General features: G+C 40.9%; 19 protein-coding genes and 1 pseudogene. 18 read left to right on the top strand and 2 right to left on the bottom strand.

All coding sequences use genetic code 11. The features are described 5' to 3' along the window. The first annotated feature begins 195 nt into the window (after window positions 1-195). From rfbA to AC4HAO_RS06025, 6 genes are all read left to right on the top strand, one after another. Entirely contained in the window at window positions 196-1,065 is an 870-nt protein-coding gene (gene rfbA / locus AC4HAO_RS06050; protein ID WP_447452082.1) for a glucose-1-phosphate thymidylyltransferase RfbA, read from the top strand. After that, window positions 1,065-1,658: a dTDP-4-dehydrorhamnose 3,5-epimerase family protein gene (locus AC4HAO_RS06045; RefSeq protein ID WP_491134885.1), complete on the top strand. Its 594-nt coding sequence runs from the start codon at window positions 1,065-1,067 to the stop codon at window positions 1,656-1,658. Before rfbA ends, AC4HAO_RS06045 begins: the two co-directional genes overlap by 1 nt. 338 nt (window positions 1,659-1,996) lie before the next feature. Then, the gene (gene rfbB / locus AC4HAO_RS06040; RefSeq protein WP_491094112.1) at window positions 1,997-3,043 is read left to right on the top strand and encodes a dTDP-glucose 4,6-dehydratase; all 1,047 of its coding nucleotides are present in this window, start codon (window positions 1,997-1,999) and stop codon (window positions 3,041-3,043) included. A gap of 131 nt (window positions 3,044-3,174) precedes the next feature. Then, entirely contained in the window at window positions 3,175-3,636 is a 462-nt protein-coding gene (locus AC4HAO_RS06035; RefSeq protein WP_447452085.1) for a hypothetical protein, read from the top strand. A gap of 551 nt (window positions 3,637-4,187) precedes the next feature. Further along, a complete protein-coding gene (locus tag AC4HAO_RS06030; protein ID WP_491134884.1) occupies window positions 4,188-4,985 on the top strand; it encodes a dihydroorotate dehydrogenase electron transfer subunit in 798 nt (265 codons plus the stop codon). Window positions 4,986-5,000: 15 nt separating this feature from the next. Further along, a complete protein-coding gene (locus AC4HAO_RS06025; protein WP_491134883.1) occupies window positions 5,001-5,936 on the top strand; it encodes a dihydroorotate dehydrogenase in 936 nt (311 codons plus the stop codon). A 259-nt stretch (window positions 5,937-6,195) separates the two neighbouring features. Here the strand turns inward: AC4HAO_RS06025 and AC4HAO_RS06020 are convergent, their stop codons facing one another. Next, window positions 6,196-6,735 (bottom strand): PadR family transcriptional regulator, encoded by a 540-nt coding sequence (locus AC4HAO_RS06020; protein ID WP_491134882.1) that lies wholly within the window; start codon window positions 6,733-6,735, stop codon window positions 6,196-6,198. Window positions 6,736-6,916: 181 nt separating this feature from the next. Here AC4HAO_RS06020 and AC4HAO_RS06015 point away from each other — a divergent pair, with 181 nt between their 5' ends. The 9 genes from AC4HAO_RS06015 (at window position 6,917) to AC4HAO_RS05975 (ending at window position 16,825) form a co-directional block, all read left to right on the top strand. After that, window positions 6,917-8,278, top strand: coding sequence for an MATE family efflux transporter (locus AC4HAO_RS06015; RefSeq protein ID WP_491134881.1), 1,362 nt, complete (start codon window positions 6,917-6,919; stop codon window positions 8,276-8,278). 492 nt (window positions 8,279-8,770) lie between these two features. Beyond that, a complete protein-coding gene (gene pyrF, locus AC4HAO_RS06010; RefSeq protein WP_491134880.1) occupies window positions 8,771-9,469 on the top strand; it encodes an orotidine-5'-phosphate decarboxylase in 699 nt (232 codons plus the stop codon). Between the two features lie 45 nt (window positions 9,470-9,514). Continuing rightward, window positions 9,515-10,144: an orotate phosphoribosyltransferase gene (pyrE, locus tag AC4HAO_RS06005; RefSeq protein WP_491134879.1), complete on the top strand. Its 630-nt coding sequence runs from the start codon at window positions 9,515-9,517 to the stop codon at window positions 10,142-10,144. A gap of 41 nt (window positions 10,145-10,185) precedes the next feature. After that, window positions 10,186-10,533: an MmcQ/YjbR family DNA-binding protein gene (locus AC4HAO_RS06000; RefSeq protein ID WP_491094118.1), complete on the top strand. Its 348-nt coding sequence runs from the start codon at window positions 10,186-10,188 to the stop codon at window positions 10,531-10,533. A gap of 10 nt (window positions 10,534-10,543) precedes the next feature. Then, window positions 10,544-11,044, top strand: coding sequence for a YbhB/YbcL family Raf kinase inhibitor-like protein (locus AC4HAO_RS05995; RefSeq protein ID WP_491134924.1), 501 nt, complete (start codon window positions 10,544-10,546; stop codon window positions 11,042-11,044). Between the two features lie 27 nt (window positions 11,045-11,071). After that, window positions 11,072-11,725: a uracil-DNA glycosylase gene (locus AC4HAO_RS05990; protein ID WP_491134878.1), complete on the top strand. Its 654-nt coding sequence runs from the start codon at window positions 11,072-11,074 to the stop codon at window positions 11,723-11,725. 2 nt (window positions 11,726-11,727) lie between these two features. Then, window positions 11,728-12,711, top strand: a complete 984-nt coding sequence (locus AC4HAO_RS05985) for a hypothetical protein (protein ID WP_491134877.1) — start codon at window positions 11,728-11,730, stop codon at window positions 12,709-12,711. A 9-nt stretch (window positions 12,712-12,720) separates the two neighbouring features. Continuing rightward, window positions 12,721-13,992, top strand: coding sequence for a dihydroorotase (locus AC4HAO_RS05980; RefSeq protein WP_491134876.1), 1,272 nt, complete (start codon window positions 12,721-12,723; stop codon window positions 13,990-13,992). Between the two features lie 394 nt (window positions 13,993-14,386). Continuing rightward, window positions 14,387-16,825: a 5'-nucleotidase C-terminal domain-containing protein gene (locus AC4HAO_RS05975; protein ID WP_491134875.1), complete on the top strand. Its 2,439-nt coding sequence runs from the start codon at window positions 14,387-14,389 to the stop codon at window positions 16,823-16,825. A gap of 225 nt (window positions 16,826-17,050) precedes the next feature. Here the strand turns inward: AC4HAO_RS05975 and plsY are convergent, their stop codons facing one another. Continuing rightward, the gene (plsY, locus tag AC4HAO_RS05970; RefSeq protein WP_491094145.1) at window positions 17,051-17,692 is read right to left on the bottom strand and encodes a glycerol-3-phosphate 1-O-acyltransferase PlsY; all 642 of its coding nucleotides are present in this window, start codon (window positions 17,690-17,692) and stop codon (window positions 17,051-17,053) included. A gap of 383 nt (window positions 17,693-18,075) precedes the next feature. On the opposite strand from plsY, the gene parE reads away from it, so the two are divergent. The 3 genes and pseudogenes from parE (at window position 18,076) to fic (ending at window position 21,623) form a co-directional block, all read left to right on the top strand. Beyond that, the gene (parE, locus tag AC4HAO_RS05965) at window positions 18,076-20,019 is read left to right on the top strand and encodes a DNA topoisomerase IV subunit B (protein WP_447452095.1); all 1,944 of its coding nucleotides are present in this window, start codon (window positions 18,076-18,078) and stop codon (window positions 20,017-20,019) included. Between the two features lie 583 nt (window positions 20,020-20,602). Continuing rightward, window positions 20,603-20,995: pseudogene (locus tag AC4HAO_RS05960) on the top strand (GTP pyrophosphokinase); the annotation flags it as partial. Window positions 20,996-21,017: 22 nt separating this feature from the next. After that, on the top strand, window positions 21,018-21,623 hold the full coding sequence (gene fic, locus AC4HAO_RS05955) for a protein adenylyltransferase Fic (RefSeq protein WP_491094143.1): 606 nt from the start codon (window positions 21,018-21,020) through the stop codon (window positions 21,621-21,623). The last annotated feature ends 130 nt before the right edge of the window (window positions 21,624-21,753 follow it).

The following is a 21,753-nucleotide window of genomic DNA, read 5'->3' as shown; positions in this document are numbered from 1 at the left end:
ATTAGCTATAGTTACAGACTATAGTCTTTGAAAGGCCAATCAGACTCAGCTGGATATCTTATGAATTAAGAATTTGAAAAAAGAAACTGTCCTTAAAAAGCAGGCGGAGGGTAGGGAAAGTTCTGATTTTTACTGACTTTTGAGTGGGCTTGTGATATAATTCTAAATGACAAATTGTGAAAGGAAGCTTTTCTCATGAAAGGTATTATTCTTGCGGGTGGGTCAGGAACCCGCCTCTACCCATTGACCCGTGCGGCATCAAAACAATTGATGCCTGTCTATGATAAACCCATGATCTACTATCCTTTGTCAACGCTTATGCTGGCAGGTATCAAGGATATTTTGATTATTTCAACGCCGCAGGATTTACCGCGCTTCAAAGAATTGCTTCAAGATGGCTCAGAATTCGGTATTAAGCTTTCCTATGCCGAACAGCCAAGTCCAGATGGTCTTGCCCAAGCCTTCATCATCGGCGAAGATTTCATTGGTGATGATAATGTAGCTCTTATTTTAGGAGATAATATTTATTACGGCCCTGGCCTCAGCCGCATGCTGCAAAAAGCGGCTGGCAAGGAAAAAGGAGCGACTGTTTTTGGCTATCAGGTTAAAGATCCTGAGCGCTTTGGTGTCGTTGAATTTGACGATAAGATGAACGCTGTTTCTATTGAAGAAAAACCTGAAAGACCTAAATCACACTACGCTGTGACAGGATTGTACTTCTACGATAATGACGTTATTGAGATTGCTAAAAATATAAAGCCTAGTGCGCGTGGGGAACTGGAAATTACCGATGTTAACAAGGCCTATCTAGATCGCGGTGACTTGTCTGTTGAGGTTATGGAGCGCGGTTTTGCTTGGTTGGATACCGGAACCCATGAAAGTCTGCTGGAAGCTGCCCAGTACATCGAAACGGTGCAGCGTATGCAGAATCTGCAAGTGGCTAACCTTGAAGAGATTGCCTATCGTATGGGTTATATCACTAAGGAGCAAGTTCTCGAACTCGCTCAGCCTCTCAAGAAAAATGAATACGGACAGTATTTGCTGCGTTTGATTGGAGAAGCTTAATGACAGAAGAATTTTTTGGAAAAGAATTAGCTGCCCATAAGATTGCTGCTATCCCTGGTATGATTGAATTTGATATTCCCGTTCATGGGGATAACCGCGGTTGGTTCAAAGAAAACTTCCAGAAAGAAAAAATGCTCCCTCTTGGTTTCCCAGAAAGCTTCTTTGCTGAAGGTAAGCTGCAAAATAATGTCTCTTTTTCTCGCAAAAATGTTTTGCGCGGTCTTCACGCAGAACCATGGGACAAGTATATTTCAGTTGCTGATGAGGGTAAGGTGCTTGGCTCTTGGGTTGATCTGCGTGAGGGTGATAGCTTTGGGCATGTCTACCAAACCGTTATTGATGCATCTAAAGGGATCTTTGTCCCCCGCGGTGTTGCCAATGGTTTTCAAGTTTTGTCAGATAAGGTAGCCTACAGCTACCTCGTCAATGATTACTGGGCTTTGGAACTCAAACCCAAATATGCCTTTGTCAACTATGCTGACCCAAGTCTCGGTATCCAGTGGGAAAATCTTGAGAAGGCTGAAGTCTCAGAGGCTGATAAGCATCATCCACTACTCAAAGATGTGAAGCCATTGAAAGCAGAGGAATTGTAAGAATTAATTTGCTGTTTAGGTAATCAGCGTGCAGAGTTGCTGATGAGCTTTGACGCAGTGATTACAAATATCTAATATATTGCTAGATATTTCGACAGCTAATCCTTGGTTCTAAACAATGAAACTATTATAATAGTTGAGCTGTGTCCGTTACGGCAATAAAAAAGAAAAACAAGCTAGAAAGGAGTGTTCGGTTTATCTTGCAAAACTGAACACGGGGCTAATTTCCCAGAAGAAAAGAGATGCTATCCCTTCCTAGACGTAAAACGTCTTTGTCAAGATTTCTATTTTTCTAGGGAAATTTTCAGCAAGCTGAATCGCCCTTTATATCTTAATTTATGTCTGAATACAAAAACATTATCGTGACCGGTGGTGCTGGTTTTATCGGTTCAAACTTTGTCCACTATGTTTATAACAACCATCCGGATGTCCATGTGACTGTTCTTGACAAACTCACTTACGCTGGCAACCGTGCTAATTTGGAGGAAATCCTCGGCGACCGTGTAGAGTTGGTTGTGGGTGATATTGCTGATGCTGAATTGGTAGACAAATTGGCCGCTAAAGCAGATGCCATCGTCCACTATGCGGCTGAAAGCCACAATGACAACTCGCTCAAAGATCCGTCACCATTTATTTATACCAATTTTGTTGGAACCTATACGCTTTTGGAAGCTGCACGTAAATACGATATTCGTTTCCACCATGTATCAACCGATGAGGTTTATGGCGACCTCCCTTTGCGTGAAGATTTGCCAGGTCACGGTGAAGGCGAAGGTGAGAAATTCACAGCTGAAACCAAGTACAACCCATCATCGCCTTATTCATCAACCAAGGCAGCGTCTGATCTGATCGTCAAGGCTTGGGTGCGTTCATTTGGTGTCAAAGCAACTATTTCCAACTGTTCAAACAACTACGGACCTTACCAACACATCGAAAAATTCATTCCGCGTCAAATTACCAACATCTTGTCTGGTATCAAGCCAAAATTGTATGGTGAAGGTAAGAACGTGCGTGACTGGATTCATACCAATGACCATTCAACTGGTGTTTGGGCCATTCTCACTAAAGGCCGTATCGGTGAAACCTATCTTATCGGTGCTGATGGTGAGAAGAACAACAAGGAAGTGCTTGAACTTATCCTTGAGAAAATGAATCAGCCTAAAGATGCTTACGATCACGTAACAGACCGTGCAGGGCACGATTTACGCTATGCCATCGATTCAACCAAACTGCGTAAGGAGCTCGGTTGGGAGCCGCAATTCACTAATTTTGAAGAAGGTTTAGAAGATACCATTAAATGGTACACTGAGCATAAAGACTGGTGGCAGGCTGAGAAGGAAGCAGTTGAAGCCAATTATGCCAAGACTCAAGATATCCTAAAATAAGAAAAACGAGCCAGTAAGCTCGTTTTTTAATAAGAGTCAGTAGTCGACCTAACCTTATGAGGCTTTTGAGCTTAATTTTACTAGTATTTTATGATAGAATAGAATAAAAATAAGAAGCAAGGGAACATTTTATGGAACAAGGACTTCAAGATTATCAGCAGCTCTTGCACAAGCTCGCTGTTACCAGACACTATCTCCACCTTTTTGAAACAGAGCTGTCAATGATTAGACAGGAACCTTCTCTCTTGGAATTTTCTGTGGAGACTGTTTTGATTAAACCAGAGATTGAAAAAATTTTAGAAGCCTGCAGTCCGCTCAAACGTCAAGAGGAGAAGGTGCAAGCCCTGTCTTGGTATGATGAGCCTTCTTTCAGACTAATGAATACCTCTCTGGATGTAGTTGGTGAGTGGCTCAAGCAGCTCGCTTTCTTGGAAGAAGTGGCTGTTGCCCAGCCGTTTTTCTACAACCTTCTGGATCAGGACCGTGCCAAATCATTTGGAATCTTGGTTGATCTCTACGGTAGCCTGCAGGTTGCAACAGCAGCCCTTAAAGAGGAGTACGAGCGCCCTTATGAAGTTCTTGATAATCAGTAAGTCAAGAACCAAACAACTGACAAATTTAGAGCCAGAAAAAGGCTTCAAAGAGGGAACTAGAAAGCTGGGTACCGTCATCAGCAAGTATTCTGCTATCTTTTATGCGAGGTTGAAACAAGGGAAACCTCGCTATATCAACTAGTTGTAATAGCTTGATCACGGTTGAGGAAAAGTTCAGTTGGCTTTAGCCAGCTTAGAATTTCTCCTGCATAGTTCATTACGGATTCTAGTACTAATGAACCACTGTTGACTGGAGGGTTAGTGCTTTGAATTTTAGACTCTCAGGTGTAGGGCTGTAAAGTTGGGGGACAGTTAACTTTGCTAACCTCAAATCTTAGTTGTAACATGAAGATTGTTTATTTTATTTCCAACTAAAAAGATCTCTCAGATCTCTTAGTTGTTCGGGGGGTGGGACTGAAAAATCGATTTCTGTGAAATCACGATTTTTGTCCCTCCTTTTTTAAAAAGCAAGAAATCCTGTTTCGGAAAGCACTAGCATAAAAAGTTCTGTTTTCCTTCTGATAACCACTAAATAGAAAGGGAATACGATAATGGATAAATCTGAGCAAAAGGCGCCAATTCTCAAGGAAGATCTGCGTGTAATCAACCAGACTGAGATAGCCCCTAGGATTTTTAAAATGGTTCTGGCAGGCCAGATGGTAAACGATATGGAGATCGGACAGTTTCTCCATCTGCGCGTGCCAGATCCCAGCAAGCTTTTACGGCGGCCAATTTCTATCTGCGATATTGACCGAGAAACTCAGCAAGCCAGCATAATTTATCGGGTTCAGGGTATGGGGACAGAACTTTTATCCCAGTTAAAATCTGGTGATTTTATAGATACCATGGGGCCACAAGGTAAGGGCTTTGATATTTCTAACGTCTCTGCCGGTCAAAAGGTTCTAATTATCGGAGGAGGTATTGGGGTCCCCCCGCTTTATGCGACAGCTAAAGCTTTGGCCGAAAAAGGGGCTGACGTAACGGCGGTTCTAGGATTTGCTAATAAAGCAGCTGTTATCCTTGAAGAAGAATTCAACCGTTATGCCCATGTAACGGTCACAACTGATGATGGCTCTTATGGCATTAGGGGGTATGTCTCAACGGTTGTTGATGAACTGACAGATGATTATGCGGCTATCTATGCTTGCGGTGCACCTGGCATGCTGAAATACGTTGACAGTAAATTTGAGCATCACCCTCATGCTTACATGTCTTTGGAAGAAAGAATGGCTTGTGGTATGGGGGCCTGCTATGCCTGTGTGGTTCACCTAAAAGACAGGGCCGAAGCTGCCAATAAACGCGTCTGTGAAGACGGACCCGTCTTTGCAACAGGTACAATAAAGATCTAAGAGGAGGTATGAGAAATGTCCGATAACCGCTTAGCCATTTCTTTACCCGGTTTGGAATTGAAAAACCCTATTATCCCAGCCTCTGGCTGCTTTGGCTTTGGTCAGGAATACGCCAAGTATTACGATCTTGACAAGTTGGGCTCCATTATGATTAAGGCAACGACCAAAGAAGCCCGTTTTGGCAATCCAACTCCGCGTGTTGCTGAAACACCGTCTGGCATGCTCAATGCCATTGGACTTCAAAATCCCGGTGTTGATGCTGTTTTAGCAGAGAAACTTCCCTGGCTGCAGGAGCATTATCCTGACTTACCCATTATCGCTAATGTTGCTGGTTTTTCTAATGAGGAATATGCCTATGTTGCAGGAAGGATTTCACAGGCGCCAAATGTTAAAGCCATTGAGCTTAATATTTCCTGCCCCAATGTTGACCACGGCAATGCAGGTCTCCTGATTGGTCAGGTCCCTGAATTGGCTTATGCGGCAACTAAAGCGGCTGTTGAAACCGCAAGAGTCCCAGTCTATGTTAAATTAACACCTAGCGTCGCTGATATTACGCAAGTAGCCAAAGCGGTTGAAGATGCTGGTGCCACTGGTTTTACCATGATTAACACCCTAGTGGGCATGCGCTTTGACTTACAAAGCCGAAAACCGATCATTGCCAACGGAACAGGCGGCATGAGCGGTCCAGCAGTCTTCCCCGTCGCCTTAAAATTGATTCGTCAGGTTGCCCAGAGTTCCAGTCTTCCTATTATTGGCATGGGCGGGGTTGACAGTGCCAAAGCGGCACTTGAAATGATGATAGCTGGAGCCTCAGCAATCGGTGTTGGTACAGCTAATTTCACCGACCCCTTTGCCTGTCCTAATATTATCGCTGACCTACCCAAGGTTATGGATAAGTATGGTATTAAGAGTTTGGAAGAGCTAAGAAAAGAAGTTCGGAAAAGCTTATAATGTTAATATTATTAATTTAAACCAAAACTGGTTTCATTGAACCATCTGGGTGGAGAATTTTTGTAGTTTTATCACTCAGGTGGTTATTTTATGGATAAAAGCCAATTTTCTCAAAAAGAAAAAAGTCAAAACCACCGGTTTGTACTGCCTCTTCAAAATTAGATTAGAAATCTAGTGAGTGGGGTGCAGTCCATTTCCATGGGTGGTTTTGACTTTCTTTAAGTGCCGATTCAAAGCTAAATAGCAATTGGGAAAATGTTCACATTTCATTGCCAAATTTTTTAATTGATAGTGTTGCTAACCATTTTTCTATAGCTTCTATCAGTATAAGTTGTTGTTGCAGAACAGCAATTCCCGTTTCTGGTATCTCTTGTAAGCCGCTCTTTTCTTCAAAATTTTCAATGAGATAGGATTTTAGAGCCGTTACATTTTTAGAAATGGCTTCAATACAGTACTTTTGATCTGCTAGGGATAAACTATCTAAATTAACTATAACAGCGTTTAAATCTAAGAAAATTCGTATGGGATTGGACGCAATGCCATACATAAGGCTTTCAAATTCTTTTTCTCCCGCTTCTGTTAAAGAATAAACTGTTTTTGGGGGCATCTTTCCTTCTCGTGACGTTGTTGCTTTTATTAATCCCTTTTTCTCCAATTGCAGTGTTTTTTTATAAATAGAAGGTGTACTAATTTTTACCCATTTAGATATATTACGGTATTCTACTAATTTTTGAATATCATAGGCCCCCCTAGATTCTTGCTTTAGTATCCCTAGTACAATCAAATCAATTGTTGACATAAAAGAACCTCACTAACTTCAAATAGTAATACACTTCATAATATTTGAATTTACAAATAATGTCAAGGAATATAAAATTATAAAAGTTTTATTTTTTGTTGACACATAGTATAAAATATAGTATTATTTATTCAAATATACTATAAAATATACTAATATAAAATAATTTTAGGGGGTTGAGATGGAACAATCAAACAAAAAGTTGGCACTATTAAGTTCTACGCCAATACCAAAAGCACTTATGGCATTGGGAATACCTATTATGATCGGGATGCTTATCAATGCTTTCTATAATTTGGTAGATGCTTATTTTGTCAGTGGTTTAGGAGATACTTCAATGGGGGCTATCTCGGTTGTTTTTCCACTTGGCCAAGTCATTGTTGGCTTGGGACTAATGTTTGGTAATGGGGCGGCTTCATATTTATCAAGATTACTAGGAAAAAATGATAGAAAAACTGCAAATGAGGTAGCCAGTACAGCTTTATATAGCAGCCTTTTTTTAGGAGCTATTATTATTATTTTAATTACTTTATTTTTACGCCCCATATTAGGAATACTTGGTGCGACAACTTCAATTATGCCTTATGCTATATCATACGCTAGAATTTTTGTTGTTTCTTGTATTTTTAATGTTTTTAATGTGACCATGAATAATATTGTAGCCAGTGAAGGAGCTGCTAAAACAGCTATGAGTGCTTTATTACTAGGTGCTGCACTTAATATTATTTTAGATCCGATTTTCATTTATATACTTGGTATGAAGGTGGCTGGCGCAGCTATTGCAACAGCCGTTGCCCAATGTGCTTCTACTTTACTTTATCTGAACTATATTTTAAAAAAGAAAAGTAGCTTTAAATTTAGATTAACTGAATTTAGACTATCCAAACAGTTATACTCAGAGATTTTAAAAATTGGGATCCCAACATTAGTTTTTCAAATTTTGACTAGCTTCTCCATTGCTTTAATCAACCGCGCAGCAAGAGAATACGGCGACGCTATTATTGCAGCTATGGGAGCTGTTACAAGGGTGACTACCGTGGGCACTATTGTGGTTTTCGGATTTTTAAAAGGTTTTCAGCCCATTGCAGGTTTTAGTTATGGGGCTAAGAATTTTAAGCGTTTGCGGGAAGCTATTAGAATATCAATCTACTGGTCTACAATTTTTTGTCTAGCTGTAGGTTTACTTATGGCTTTGTTTTCTAGACAGATTATTGTACAGTTCGCTAATGGAAATACTGATATGATCTTAGCAGGAGAGAAGTCTTTTATAGCTAATGGTCTTTCTTTCTTCCTTTTTGGATTTTATACAGTTTACTCTTCACTCTTCCTCGCTTTGGGAAAAGGAACTGCGGGCTTTATTCTAGGAGCATGTCGACAAGGAATTTGTTTTATGCCTGTGATTTTTATTCTACCTCCATTGTGGGGAATAAATGGTGTCTTATATGCACAACCAATTGCTGATGTCTTGACTGCCTTGGTCACGATTATCATGGCAAGACAACTGCATAAAGCTCTTTCTTTATCTGAAGCAGATATCCAATGATAAGTATAATGGAAAGGTAATGCTAAAGTAAATTTGAATCAATCCTGTTATTGTTTATTCTGTTTGTCTCAAATGATTTATCTTTGACTAACCTTTTGAAAATATTTAAACGTTACAATAGAGTTAAGCCTATACCTATTAAAGTTCACAAATGGAATTACCCCTTACAGCATTTGATTGACAGTTGAGCACCTGTAAGTTACAATAGAACCAATAATAAACCTTTAAGTTCAGTCCAGAGAGGCTAGCAAGGGAACCATGATATAGGGGTGGGGATTGCCCTGATTTTTGTCATACCTTGCCTCTTTGGCAAGGTTTTTTCTATGACTCGGCCCTTAGTGAGATAAATTGAACTTAGGTCTTGCCTTGATTCAATTTGAACGAAAGTGAAAATGAGTTAAGACAAGGTGGTTGTCGCTTATCAAAAACAGAAATTTGCTGCCAGACAAGTCTCCTATTTATCTGCCAATAGAAAGGATATTTAAAACAGTTATGAGAGAATCACGCCCTATCGTCGCTCTAGATTTTCCTTCCTTTGAAGCGGTCAAAGAATTTTTAGACCGTTTCCCTCGGGAAGAAGAGCTCTATGTCAAGATTGGTATGGAACTTTACTACGGGGCAGGCCCTGAGATTGTTTCTTATGTTAAATCACTGGGACATTCCGTCTTTTTGGATTTGAAATTGCATGATATTCCCAATACGGTCAAGTCTGCTATGAGCGTTTTAGCTAAGCTTGGTGTGGATATGACTAATGTCCATGCAGCTGGTGGTGTTGAAATGATGCAGGCAGCAAGAGAAGGTTTAGGCAAGGGGCCTAAATTGATTGCCGTTACCCAGTTAACGTCAACCTCTGAGGAACAAATGAGAGACTTCCAAAATATTCAGACCAGCCTGGAAGAGTCGGTTCTGCATTATGCCCAGAAGACGCAAGAGGCTGGACTAGACGGCGTGGTCTGCTCAGCTCATGAAGTGGCTAAAATTAAGGCAGTAACCTCTGAAGACTTTATCTGTTTGACCCCGGGCATCAGGCCCGCTGGTTCAGGTGTCGGTGACCAAAAACGGGTGATGACCCCAGCTGATGCCCACAGAATTGGTTCTGACTACATCGTGGTTGGACGCCCTGTTACTCAAGCTGAGGAGCCTATCGCAGCCTATCAAGCTATTAAAGCTGAGTGGAATGCTCAAGCCTAAAACTTACAAGCTAACCTAATCCCCAATTTAGAACGGAGAAACTTTATGACATTAGCATCACAAATTGCATCAGATTTACTAGATATCAAGGCGGTTTACCTCAAGCCTGAAGAGCCCTTTACCTGGGCTTCAGGTATTAAATCACCAATCTATACAGACAACCGTATCACTCTCTCCTATCCTGAAACCCGCACCTTAATTGAAAATGGCTTTGTTGAAAAAATCAAGGAAGCTTTTCCAGAAGTTGAAGTCATTGCCGGAACGGCAACAGCAGGGATTCCTCACGGAGCTATCATTGCGGATAAGATGAATCTGCCATTTGCCTATATCCGCAGCAAGCCCAAAGACCATGGTGCGGGCAACCAAATAGAAGGCCGAGTTGTCAAGGGCGAAAAGATGGTCATTATTGAGGATTTGATTTCAACTGGTGGCTCTGTATTAGAAGCTGTCGCAGCTGCTGAGCGCGAAGGAGCCGATGTTCTTGGTGTGGCAGCCATTTTCACCTATGAATTGCCCAAGGCTGATAAAAACTTTGCTGATGCAGGAGTTAAATTGGTAACCCTGTCCAACTATTCTGAACTTATCAAGGTAGCCAAGGTTCAAGGCTATATCAATGCCGATGGTCTGCAACTGCTGAAAAAATTCAAAGAGAATCAAGAAACCTGGCAGGATTGATTCTGTCGCTGTAAGAAAGAGAAAATTAATAGGAGGTTCCAATGGATTTTGGCAATGTCACCAAGCGGGAACTGCTGGATTGGCTGGTTGATCTGACTGGAGCTGAGGAGGCTTATCCCTTTACGCGTGAGAAAAGTAAGGATACGCCAGTCATTCGGCATCGTCGCAATCAAAAAATGCTTGCGCTGGTGACACAGAAGGAAGGGAAACTCCTGCTCAATCTCAAACTCCAACCCGAGCAGGTAGAGATGATGATGGACACAAAGGGCGTTATCCCAGCCTACCACATGAATAAAAAGCACTGGCTCAGCGTTTTAGTCAATGAAACTGAACTGAGCGAGCCTGAACTTGAAGCTATGGTGCTGGAAAGCAGCCGTTTAACACGTTAGGAGGTTAATGATGAGAATTACAGTTCCTTTTGAAAATAAAATTATCCCAGATCGTTATAGCAAGCACACTAATGAACTTGAACTGGGAAATGCTGTCGTATCCTTCCCTTTCTCGATAGAAAATGTACCCGCAGGGACTAAGACCTTTGCTTGGTCTTTTGTCGATTATGATTCCATTCCAGTCTGCGGTTTTGCCTATATTCATTGGACAGTTGCTAATGTTCCTGCTGCTAAGACTGTGATTGAGGCAGATTTTTCCCGAACAGACAGCCAGCACCTTCATGGCAAAAACAGCCTTGTCAGTAAATTTTTATCAACAGATTTTTCGGCTATCGAAGATAACTACATCGGGCCTTACCCGCCAGATAAAGATCACCTCTATACTCTAAAAGTTTATGCTCTGGATACTGAACTTGCACTTGAGCGTGGGTTCTACCTTAACGAGCTTATGCATGCCGTTGAGGGTCATATCTTGGCTGAAGCAGAGCTTGATCTGGTCGGTAAAGTCTGATCTTGAGTTAAGAAAGGATGCTGCCCTATGGAACATTCAAGCTGGCATGAACTGATTAAAGCTCAGTTACCCGAACATTATTTTGGAAAAATCAACGCCTTCATGGATCAGGTTTACGCTCAAGGCGTCATCTATCCGCCGCGGGAAAAAGTTTTCAATGCTATTCAAACAACGCCACTGGAAAAGGTTAAAGTGGTTATTATTGGTCAGGATCCCTACCACGGTCCCAAGCAGGCACAGGGGCTGTCGTTTTCGGTTCCTGAGGATATCCCAGCCCCACCGTCCCTGCAGAATATTCTCAAAGAGTTAGCACAGGATGTTGGTTTGCGTGACCATCACGATTTGATGCCTTGGGCTAAGCAGGGTGTACTCTTGCTCAATGCCTGCTTGACAGTACCAGCGGGTCAAGCTAATGGTCACCAAGGCCAGATTTGGGAACCCTTTACAGATGCGATTATCAAGGTTGTCAACGAACAGAACAATCCAGTTGTCTTTATCCTCTGGGGTGGTTTTGCCCGCAAGAAGAAGGCTTTGATTAGCAATCCCATTCATCATATTATCGAGTCTCCTCATCCTAGCCCGCTGTCGGCTAATCGTGGTTTCTTTGGCTCGCAGCCGTTTTCTAGAGCTAATGCATATTTACAACAAGTAGGTCTGGAACCGATTAATTGGTTGAGGTAGTAATGAATATGGTTGAATTACTAAAAAATTTGAAAGACCTTTTACCAATAAAATATTATAAATACTTTATTTTATTAATTTTGCTGTCACTTCTTACTTTTAAGATGGAATATTTTTTTGTTTTAATATCAAGATATCCTCTTTCTCCCCTTGTGCTCCTGTTATTTATTATTGTTTATTTATTAATTAGAATCAGTGATATAAGATCTAATACAGTTCTTGAAGAAAAAATTCCAGAAGAACAATTATCTCTACCGACAAATATTGAAAAAGAAATTTTGTTTATATGCAAAGAAAATCGAAAAGATGATGTACTCCTTTTAGAAATGAATAATTTCAGTGATAAGGATATTTTTGATATTGAAGGGGTAGTTAAAATTTTTAGGGACAAATCCACCGGTTTCAGAGACAAAGTAGCTGAGAAAACTTTTAATCAAAAACAATTAGAACCTAAAACGAGTGTACAAGTCAGTGTACTTAGCCAAAGAGAGTTTAAAGAAGTATATGCTTGGACGTCTTTTGAAGTTGAATTAATCAAATTAAGAACTTCAGACTCTATTCAAAATTACAATATCCATTACTGTTCAGAAAAAATAGTGAGATCGTATGATTTTATACTTAATTTGGAAAAATATATTGATAAAAATATATTCTTTTTCAGAATTCCTTATAATCTTGCATGGCTTAAAGAAAATTTGTCTTTAATGAAAGATAAAATTTCCTTTCTTACTTCACAGCACATTTTTTATTATAGTCTACCGAAACTTGATAAAAATTTAACAATCGTTTCAAAACGAAAATTATCTAAAAAGGAAAAACGAGACTTAAGAAAAGACTTTATAAGAAAATGGTTTTATAGGGTAGTATTCGTTCTGTTGGGCAGTGTGAGTATGATTGTCCTGCTCTATTCTATGCTTCAATTTATGCAGCTTATTTTAGTTATTTTATATGATATAGGAAAATATTTGTTAAAGAGATACTTATGAGGAGTTACTATGTTACTAATAAAAAATGGCCGAGTGATGGATCCCAAAACGCAATTCGATAAGATTAGTGATATCTTGGTGGATGGCGATAAAATTGTCAAAATAGCTGAAGCTATTGATGTAGCAGATGCACAGGTTATTGATGCGACTGGTCTAGTGGTGGCCCCAGGGCTAGTTGATATTCACGTCCATTTCCGTGAACCCGGTCAAACTCACAAAGAAGATATTCATACAGGAGCTCTAGCTGCAGCAGCAGGAGGGGTAACGACGGTGGTTATGATGGCCAATACCAATCCAACCATTTCGGATCTTCCTACCCTCAAAGAAGTTTTGGCCAGTGCGGCTAAGGAAAATATCCATATCTATACCAACGCTACGATTACCAAAAATTTTGACGGGCAGAATCTGACGGACTTTAAAGCTCTTTTAGAGGCAGGAGCTGTTTCCTTCTCGGATGATGGGATTCCTCTGAAAAGTAGCAAGGTGGTCAAAGAAGCCCTAGAATTGGCTAAGGAGAATAGTACTTTCATTGCTCTGCATGAAGAGGATCCGGAACTCAATGGTATTCTTGGTTTCAACGAAACTGTTGCCCGTGAGAAGTTTGGTTTCTGCGGAGCGACAGGTGTAGCTGAATACAGCATGATTGCGCGTGATGTTATGATTGCTCATGCTACCCAATCTCATCTGCATATTCAGCATCTATCCAAGAAGGAATCAGTTAAAGTGGTCGAATTTGCCCAGCAGTTAGGAGCGCCAGTAACAGCAGAAGCAGCCCCTCAGCATTTCTCTAAGACCGAGGATTTACTTTTGCTTAAAGGGGCTCTAGCTAAAATGAATCCCCCTTTACGGACAGAAAAAGATCGTCGAGCTGTTATTGAAGGTCTTAAGAGTGGCGTGATTTCGGTCATTGCAACTGACCACGCTCCTCATCATAAGGATGAAAAAGACGTGGCGGATATAACCAAGGCACCGTCGGGAATGACTGGGCTAGAAACCTCACTTTCATTAGGCTTAACTAATCTTGTAGAGACAGGAGAGCTGACTTTATCTCAGCTCTTAGCCAAGATGACCTGCAATCCTGCTAGCCTATATTCTTTCGATGCGGGTTATTTAACTGAAGAGGGTCCAGCAGATATTGTGATTTTTGCAGATAAGGAAAAACGACAAATATCTGATCAGTTTGCATCGAAAGCGGGCAATTCCCCCTTTATTGGTGAAACGCTAAAAGGGGTCGTTAAATATACAATCAGTGACGGCGCTATTGTTTATCAAGCTGATTGAAAAAGCGCTAGTATGTTTATGCTGCAGCCTAGGGTATACTCTTTGAAAAACACATGATGGGCTATTGTACGGATACTGCCAGCTTTGCTGGTCTTATGCCACCACTAGCCCTCTTCTCGTCTGATTTTGAGCATTAGATGAAAATCTGATGTTTGAGATGCTGTTCACAGCGAAGCGTTTTTAGCAAATAAAAAATGGAAAAACAAATCAGTCCTAGCAGAATATTTTATTTTATGAGAGTGAATCAAGATTATGAGAACACCTTAATGGGCTTAAAGTCAGTCTTTTTAGATCTTTATCAGGCAGCTATAATAATATTTTCTAAACAATCTTATTTAAAAATAGTGCGATTTATTGTATAATAAAGGATAATCATATTATTTTGGAGACCTTCATGCGCAAGCAAACAATGTTAATCCCGACCCTATCTGCCCTCTTGTTTTCAACGGCAATTTTATCTAATAAAGTAGCTGCTGATGAGGCAAATCCTGTTTCTGCGGACAATTCGGCAGGAGCGTCGTCGGTAGCAGAAGCAGAGCGAGCTGGTCTTGCGGAAGAATCTTCAGTCAACACTAACTTATCCAGCTCAGAACAAAGGGCAGCGGTAGATGAACAAGGACAACAGAATATTATCTCAGAGGTCTCATCGGAAACAGGAGGAGAGCTAAATTCAGCGGATGATAATCAGCTGACAATGGCTAGATCTGCAACAGCAGCTTCAAAAACGACTAGTGAGGGCACTACCATCATCCATACTAATGATGTTCACGGCCGCATAGTAGAAGAAGAGGGTGTTATTGGTGATGCCAAGCTAGCTGCTATCGTAAAAGCCAGTCGTGCACAGGGAAAAACACTTCTGTTTGATGCAGGGGACTCTTTCCAAGGCCTGCCAATATCTAATAGTAGTAAGGGTGAGGATATGGCTGACATCATGAATACCATCGGTTATGATGCTATGACTTTAGGAAATCACGAGTTTGATTTTGGTCTCTACCAGCTCAAGCGCCTGCGAGAAAAATTGAATTTTCCTATGATTAGCTCCAATGTCTACGTCAATGGTACTCGCTTATTTGAAGCGTCGACCATTATCGATAAAAATAAGGAGGTCGAAGGGGATGAGTTTGTTGTTATTGGAGTGACAACACCTGAGACCGCTACTAAAACACACCCTAAAAATGTCGAAGGGGTGACCTTTGCTGATCCTATTACAGAGGTTACTAATGTCATTGAGCAGACAGAGAGTCAAGCTAGGGCTGAAGGTAAGTACTATCACAACTATGTTATTTTAGCTCATTTAGGCGTTGATAATACGACTAAACCAGAGTGGCAGGGAACGAGTCTTGCTAAAGCTCTTGCTAAAAATGCTAACCTCAGGGGGAAGAATGTCATTCTTATTGATGGACATTCCCATACGGTTCTACAGATTACAGATGGCAATGTCATTTATAATCAAACAGGCAGTTATCTGCACAATGTTGGTAAGATTACTCTGAATGCTGATAAAGTATTGTCAGCCGGCGTCATTACAGCAGAGCAGGCTCAAACCATCCAAGCAGATAAGGAAGTGTCTGATTTAGTAGCCAAAATTCAAGCCAAGTATCTGGCGGACAGTGCAACTGTTATTCGCCCCAACAATCCTGTTGAGCTCAACGGCGACCGTATGAATGTTCGTGTCCGTGAGACGAACTTGGGGAATTTGGTCGCAGACTCGATTTTAGCCTACGGTCAAACAGGCTTTAGCCATAAGACCAATTTAGCAGTTACCAATGGTGGCGGTCTGCGTGAGACTCTTAAAAAGGGTGAACCTATTACTAAGGGGGATGTTATATCTGTTCTGCCTTTTGGTAATACGGTATCGCAGATTCAAGTGACTGGCAAAACCATCTACGAGATGTTTAAAACATCTCTAAAATCCCCTACTCAGACAGATAAGAGGGGGCTGCCTATCCTTGATGATTATGGTAACCCCTTGCTGGAGCCAAGCGGCGGCTTTTTGCAAGTAGCTGGCGCCCGTGTCTACTATGATACGAATTTATCAGATAAGGTTGATCAGCGAATCCTAGGTATTGAAATTTTAGATCCGGATACTGATAAGTATCAGGTTCTCGATATGAATGCCGTTTATTATTTAGCAACTAATGATTTCCTTGCTTCTGGTGGTGATAGCTATACTATGTTAGGAGGGATGCGCGAAGAAGGGCCGTCTATGGATCAGGTCTTTACTGATTATCTCAAGTCCAATGTCGATTTGAGTCAGTATGCTGTCGTAAATCCTAACAGCCGTCTTATCTCAGTTGATGCTACCTACTACTTTTATGGGACAGAAGGCTTGCAGTATCAGCTGGGCGATTGGCTGAGTGATAGTAAATCTATCAAAAAAACACCTCCTAAACTTGATCTTAATTTAGAGGACTCGCAAAAAGATAAACCTGCTCCTAAAGCAGATTCTGCGACTATTGAAAACAAGGAAGCAGAAAAAGAAGTTGAAGCTCTGCCTGCGCTGGATGAAGTCAAGGAAACTTCTGAATCTGGTAATACCCATTCAGAAACTAATCAGGACAGTGTGTCTGAGGTTGATAAGGCATCGACGACCGAGAAACCAACAATCAATTCAGAATTAGGCGCTAGTGATGCTAATAGTGGTTTTGGCTCTGGAACAGGTCGATCCTCTCAAGGCAATTCAAGTATTGAGGCAAGTTCGCGTCCTATTGGTACTCATACCTCTAATTCGGCAGGTAAACACTCTAATGAAGTACTTGTCAGCGTCCTTGGTGTTACGATCATTGCTGCTGGAGCTGCTTTTGATCATTTCCGCGCCCGTAAATCAAGGTAATAGGAAGGATATGGAAAAGCACCGCCTTTTGTGCAGTTTAAAATTAGGAGATGAGCTAGATAGCGGAATTTTTCTTAAGTTTAACATTAAGGAATATGAGACCTTAAAAGCCTCAGTGACTTTGAACTGAAAGATAAGCAGCCTTTAGTCAGTTGCTTTTTTACCTAACTAAACAAGAATGAGGTTTGAGTGATAATAAAAAATGAGTTCCATTTTAAACGGAACTCATTTTTTAGGCTGCTGATGGGTCAAATTCAGACCAAAGGGGACCAGATTTTCTTCCTTACGCTTAATACGTCCTATATTTTCCCTGTGGCGAATGATAATAATCAAGGCCAATCCGGTAACAATAATGGTAAAAAGCCAGTCATACTTTAGCAGGATAAAATGAACAGCTGGGAAGGTGTAGAGTGTTAACAAACCCAAACTTGCTGTAGCTACACTAGCAAAGGAAATCATACTGCTTAAAAACAAAATCAGAGCAAAGATAGCCAGTAAAAATAGACAGTAAAGTGGTGTGAAGCCAAGTAAGACACCAGCACTCGTTGCAACGGCCTTACCACCTTTGAAGCCATCAAAGATCGAACAAGTGTGCCCAAGCACCGCAAAAAAACCAATGAGCAGCGGTGATAGCACGTCTGCTCCGAACCAAATCGGCAGAAGAACAGCCAGTGTTCCTTTAAGCATATCAATTATAAAGGTTACTGCCCCTGCCTTCTTGCCCAAAACTCTAAAAGCATTGGTTGTACCGGTATTTTTACTGCCTAATTCGCGGAGATTTTTGTGGTAGAAAATTTTACCTATCCATAATCCAGAAGGGATAGAACCTAACAGGTAAGCAATGATAATAAAAATAATACTTTCCATAATGCTCATTATAACATAAAAGAAAGGTTAAGAGTAGGCACTCCCGGCGCTTTATCGGCTCTTAGTATTAAAAGAAATTTTTTATTTTAAATTTAGAGAGTGCTACTAAGTGCAGTGGCTGGTAATGGTCTTAGAGCACTTTCTGTCTCTTTTAAGTGAGATTGCAGTAACAGACAATTAAACTGCAGTGATAACGGCGGACTTCTAATGGTTTCTAGCAGTTTGACTGTTGTCTTCTTATTGACACTTTCCCCCAAAAAACATTGCGATATGTAGGATGGGAGTCTGCCCTAAGCCGATTTAGAGAGGCAAGAACAAACTTTTTTTGCAAATTTCCCTAAAAACCTGTAATATAAAATAGATGAATAATTGGGAGGTCAAGTTTGACTAAAAAAGAGATTTCAATCAATAATTACAATGATGATGCTATTCAGGTCTTGGAAGGACTGGATGCAGTCCGCAAACGCCCTGGGATGTATATTGGCTCAACTGACGGAACTGGGCTGCATCATTTAATTTGGGAGATAGTCGATAATGCTGTTGATGAGGCCTTATCTGGCTTTGGTGACCGTATTGAGGTAACCTTGCATCAGGATGGATCTGTTAGTGTAGCAGACAGTGGTCGCGGTATGCCAATTGGTATGCATGCTACAGGCAAACCAACGGTCGAAGTGATTTTTACAGTGCTTCATGCCGGTGGTAAATTTGGCCAAGGTGGCTATAAAACATCAGGGGGCCTGCACGGTGTTGGTTCCTCGGTTGTCAACGCTTTATCTAACTGGCTGGAAGTTGAGATTACCCGTGATGGAGCCGTCTATCGTCAACGCTTTGAAGACGGTGGTAAACCTGTAACAACGCTTGAAAGAATCAAAACAGCTCCCAAGTCGAAAACAGGGACCAAGGTGACCTTTAAACCTGATGATACTATCTTTTCAACAACAGATTTTAGATTTAATACTATCTCTGAACGCTTGAAAGAATCAGCTTTTCTGCTTAAAGAAGTTACTTTGGTTTTAAGCGATGAGCGTAGTGGTGAGCAAGAAGAGTTCCACTATGAAAATGGAGTGCAAGATTTTGTCGAATACCTCAATGAAGATAAGGAAACACTGACACCTGTTATCTATTTTGAAGGTGAAGAGCAAGGTTTCCAGATACAGGTAGCCATGCAGTATAACGATGGCTTTTCGGACAATATTCTATCCTTTGTCAATAATGTCCGTACTAAAGATGGGGGAACCCACGAGACAGGGCTTAAAACGGCCATTACTAAAGCGATGAATGACTATGCCAGAAAAACTGGTCTTCTTAAGGAGAAAGATAAAAATTTAGAAGGCTCAGATTACCGAGAAGGTCTTTCGGCTGTCCTATCTATTCTTGTTCCTGAAGAGCACCTGCAGTTCGAAGGGCAAACCAAGGATAAACTTGGGAGTCCCCTGGCTCGTCCGGTTGTTGATGGTCTAGTTTCTGACAATCTAACTTTCTTTCTCATGGAAAATGGAGAGCTGGCTTCCAATTTGGTTCGTAAGGCTATCAAAGCGCGTGACGCCCGTGAAGCGGCTCGCAAAGCTCGCGATGAAAGCCGCAATGGAAAAAAGAGTAAAAAGGATAAGGGATTGCTGTCTGGGAAGCTAACACCAGCCCAGTCTAAAAACCCTAAGAAAAATGAGCTTTATCTAGTCGAAGGGGACTCGGCCGGAGGCTCAGCAAAACAGGGACGTGACCGTAAGTTTCAGGCTATTTTGCCTCTGCGCGGTAAGGTACTCAATACCGAGAAGGCCAAGATGCCTGATATCCTTAAAAACGAGGAAATTAACACGATGATCTATACTATCGGTGCTGGTGTCGGACCGGATTTTAATATTGATGATATCAATTATGACAAGATTATCATCATGACCGATGCGGATACTGATGGTGCCCACATCCAAACACTTTTACTGACCTTCTTTTATCGCTATATGCGTCCCTTAGTTGAAGCGGGACACGTCTATATTGCCCTGCCTCCGCTTTATAAGATGTCTAAGGGGAAGGGGAAAAAAGAAGAGGTTGAATACGCTTGGACCGATGGTGAGTTAGAAGATCTCCGCCAGAAATTTGGTAAGGGAGCTAGTCTCCAGCGCTACAAGGGATTGGGAGAGATGAATGCCGACCAGCTCTGGGAGACGACCATGGATCCTGAGACACGCACCCTTATCCGTGTTACTATTGAAGATCTGGCGCGTGCTGAGCGCCGCGTCTCCGTCCTCATGGGAGACAAGGCAGCACCCCGCCGTCAATGGATCGAAGACAATGTCAAGTTTACCTTGGAAGAACAGACGGTGTTTTGATTGCTTATTTGAAAAGATAATAAAGCATTTATTTTCACAACGTAACAGGCTGTGGCTTGCCAGCTCCTCACTAGCTTATCTGACAATATAATATCGTTTTTGACGATAAGCGTTACAATCGATCAGCTAAAGACAAATGAAAGTATGGTAAGTTTTATTGAGGTCTTATCTAATTGTCCTTACTAGGACAATTTCAAAATTATAACTGATTTTTAAATTGAGTGTCCTATATGAACGAGAGGTAAGCAGGTGGTTTTAGAAAATAAATTAGGTCTGACTGATTTACTTGGGCTTTCTAAGTTTTTTGCTTGTATATTCAGAAAAGAGATGGGAATTTCCTTTTAATCATTGCCCTAGCAAGTTCTTCTTGAGTAAGAGAGGATAGAAAAAATGAACGGGTTTAACAAAGGTTGGATTAAGATAGTGACTTGTGCCATGTCTATTCTTGCAGCTCTTTACTTTATGTTTACAAACAAATTTATCTTAGGGATGGTTATGCTCGCCTTTGCTGTAGGTCTTTGGGAAAAGTCATAGACTGGACAGTGTTGCTAAAGAAGAGTGTCTTAATGCTGTGATGCCTACCAATCTCCATGAGGTCATTAATGATTATCTTATGTGAGCTGATGTCGATGGCATTCGCTATGTTTACCGCGTAAAAACTTCTAAGTCATTTTTAGATAAAATCGAACGATTTAAAGAGCGCAAAGAAGCCTATCCGGTTAATGCTATTTTGAATAATAACTTTAGTGCTCGGATGATTTTAACGTCCAAAGAGATCTCTCAAGTTATGGAACGTTTGGATAGCTGGCTGAAAAACTGGTACCTGCAGGATAGGGACGGGTATGTTGATATTGACATCTATTTCAAAAATAAGAGCAATTTCTACTATCCACGGGAATTGCAACTATGGGATGAGAAGGATGTTGAAGGAAATATCGCTAGCCAGATTAAATATAAACGAAAATGTGTGGAGTGACTAGGTTAGTAGGTGAGGAAATATGGTTTTAGAAAATAAGTTAGGTTTGACAGATTCGCTTGAGCTTTCAAAAGCTGAAGAAAAAATCAGTAAAGAAAAAGCTAAACGTTTATTTGAAGAAAATTTATTGGCTGATATACCTGCCGGTACTTATGAAACTTTAGCATTTATTCATGGCTTTTTATTCGAAGATATTTATGATTTCGCTGGAAAGATGCGCTTAGTTGATTTAGCAAAAGGTGGATTTCGCTTTGCTCCCTTAGTCTACTTGAAAGCTTCACTTGAAACCATTGATAATATGCCTCAAGATACTTTTGATCACATTATTGAAAAATATGTTGAAATGAACATTGCCCATCCTTTTCGCGAAGGTAATGGACGCAGTATGCGTCTGTGGTTAGACCATCTACTAAAAAATGAGATTAGTCAAGTCATCGACTGGTCACAGGTTGATAAAGAAGATTATCTTCTGGCCATGGAACGCAGTCCAGTTCGCAATATTGAAATCAAGTATATCCTCAGAAAAGCACTCACGGATGATATCGATAACCGTGAGCTCTACATGAAAGGGGTCGATCACAGTTACGATTATGAAGGCTATCGTCTTTATCGAACCGAGGAGCTGTAGGAAAGTCGTCAACAAGTCAGCTATGGTGCTAATGGATTGTGGATATTTTAGATTAACACTGAAAGAGAACATAGTATTAGTATTCTATTGGGAGAGGATACAGTGAAAAAACATTTAGCAAAGAACAAGA

Source organism: Streptococcus sp. ELY_137 (assembly GCF_058314515.1).
Note: the sequence above shows the minus strand (reverse complement) of the source record. Positions and strands in the feature narration are given on the sequence as shown.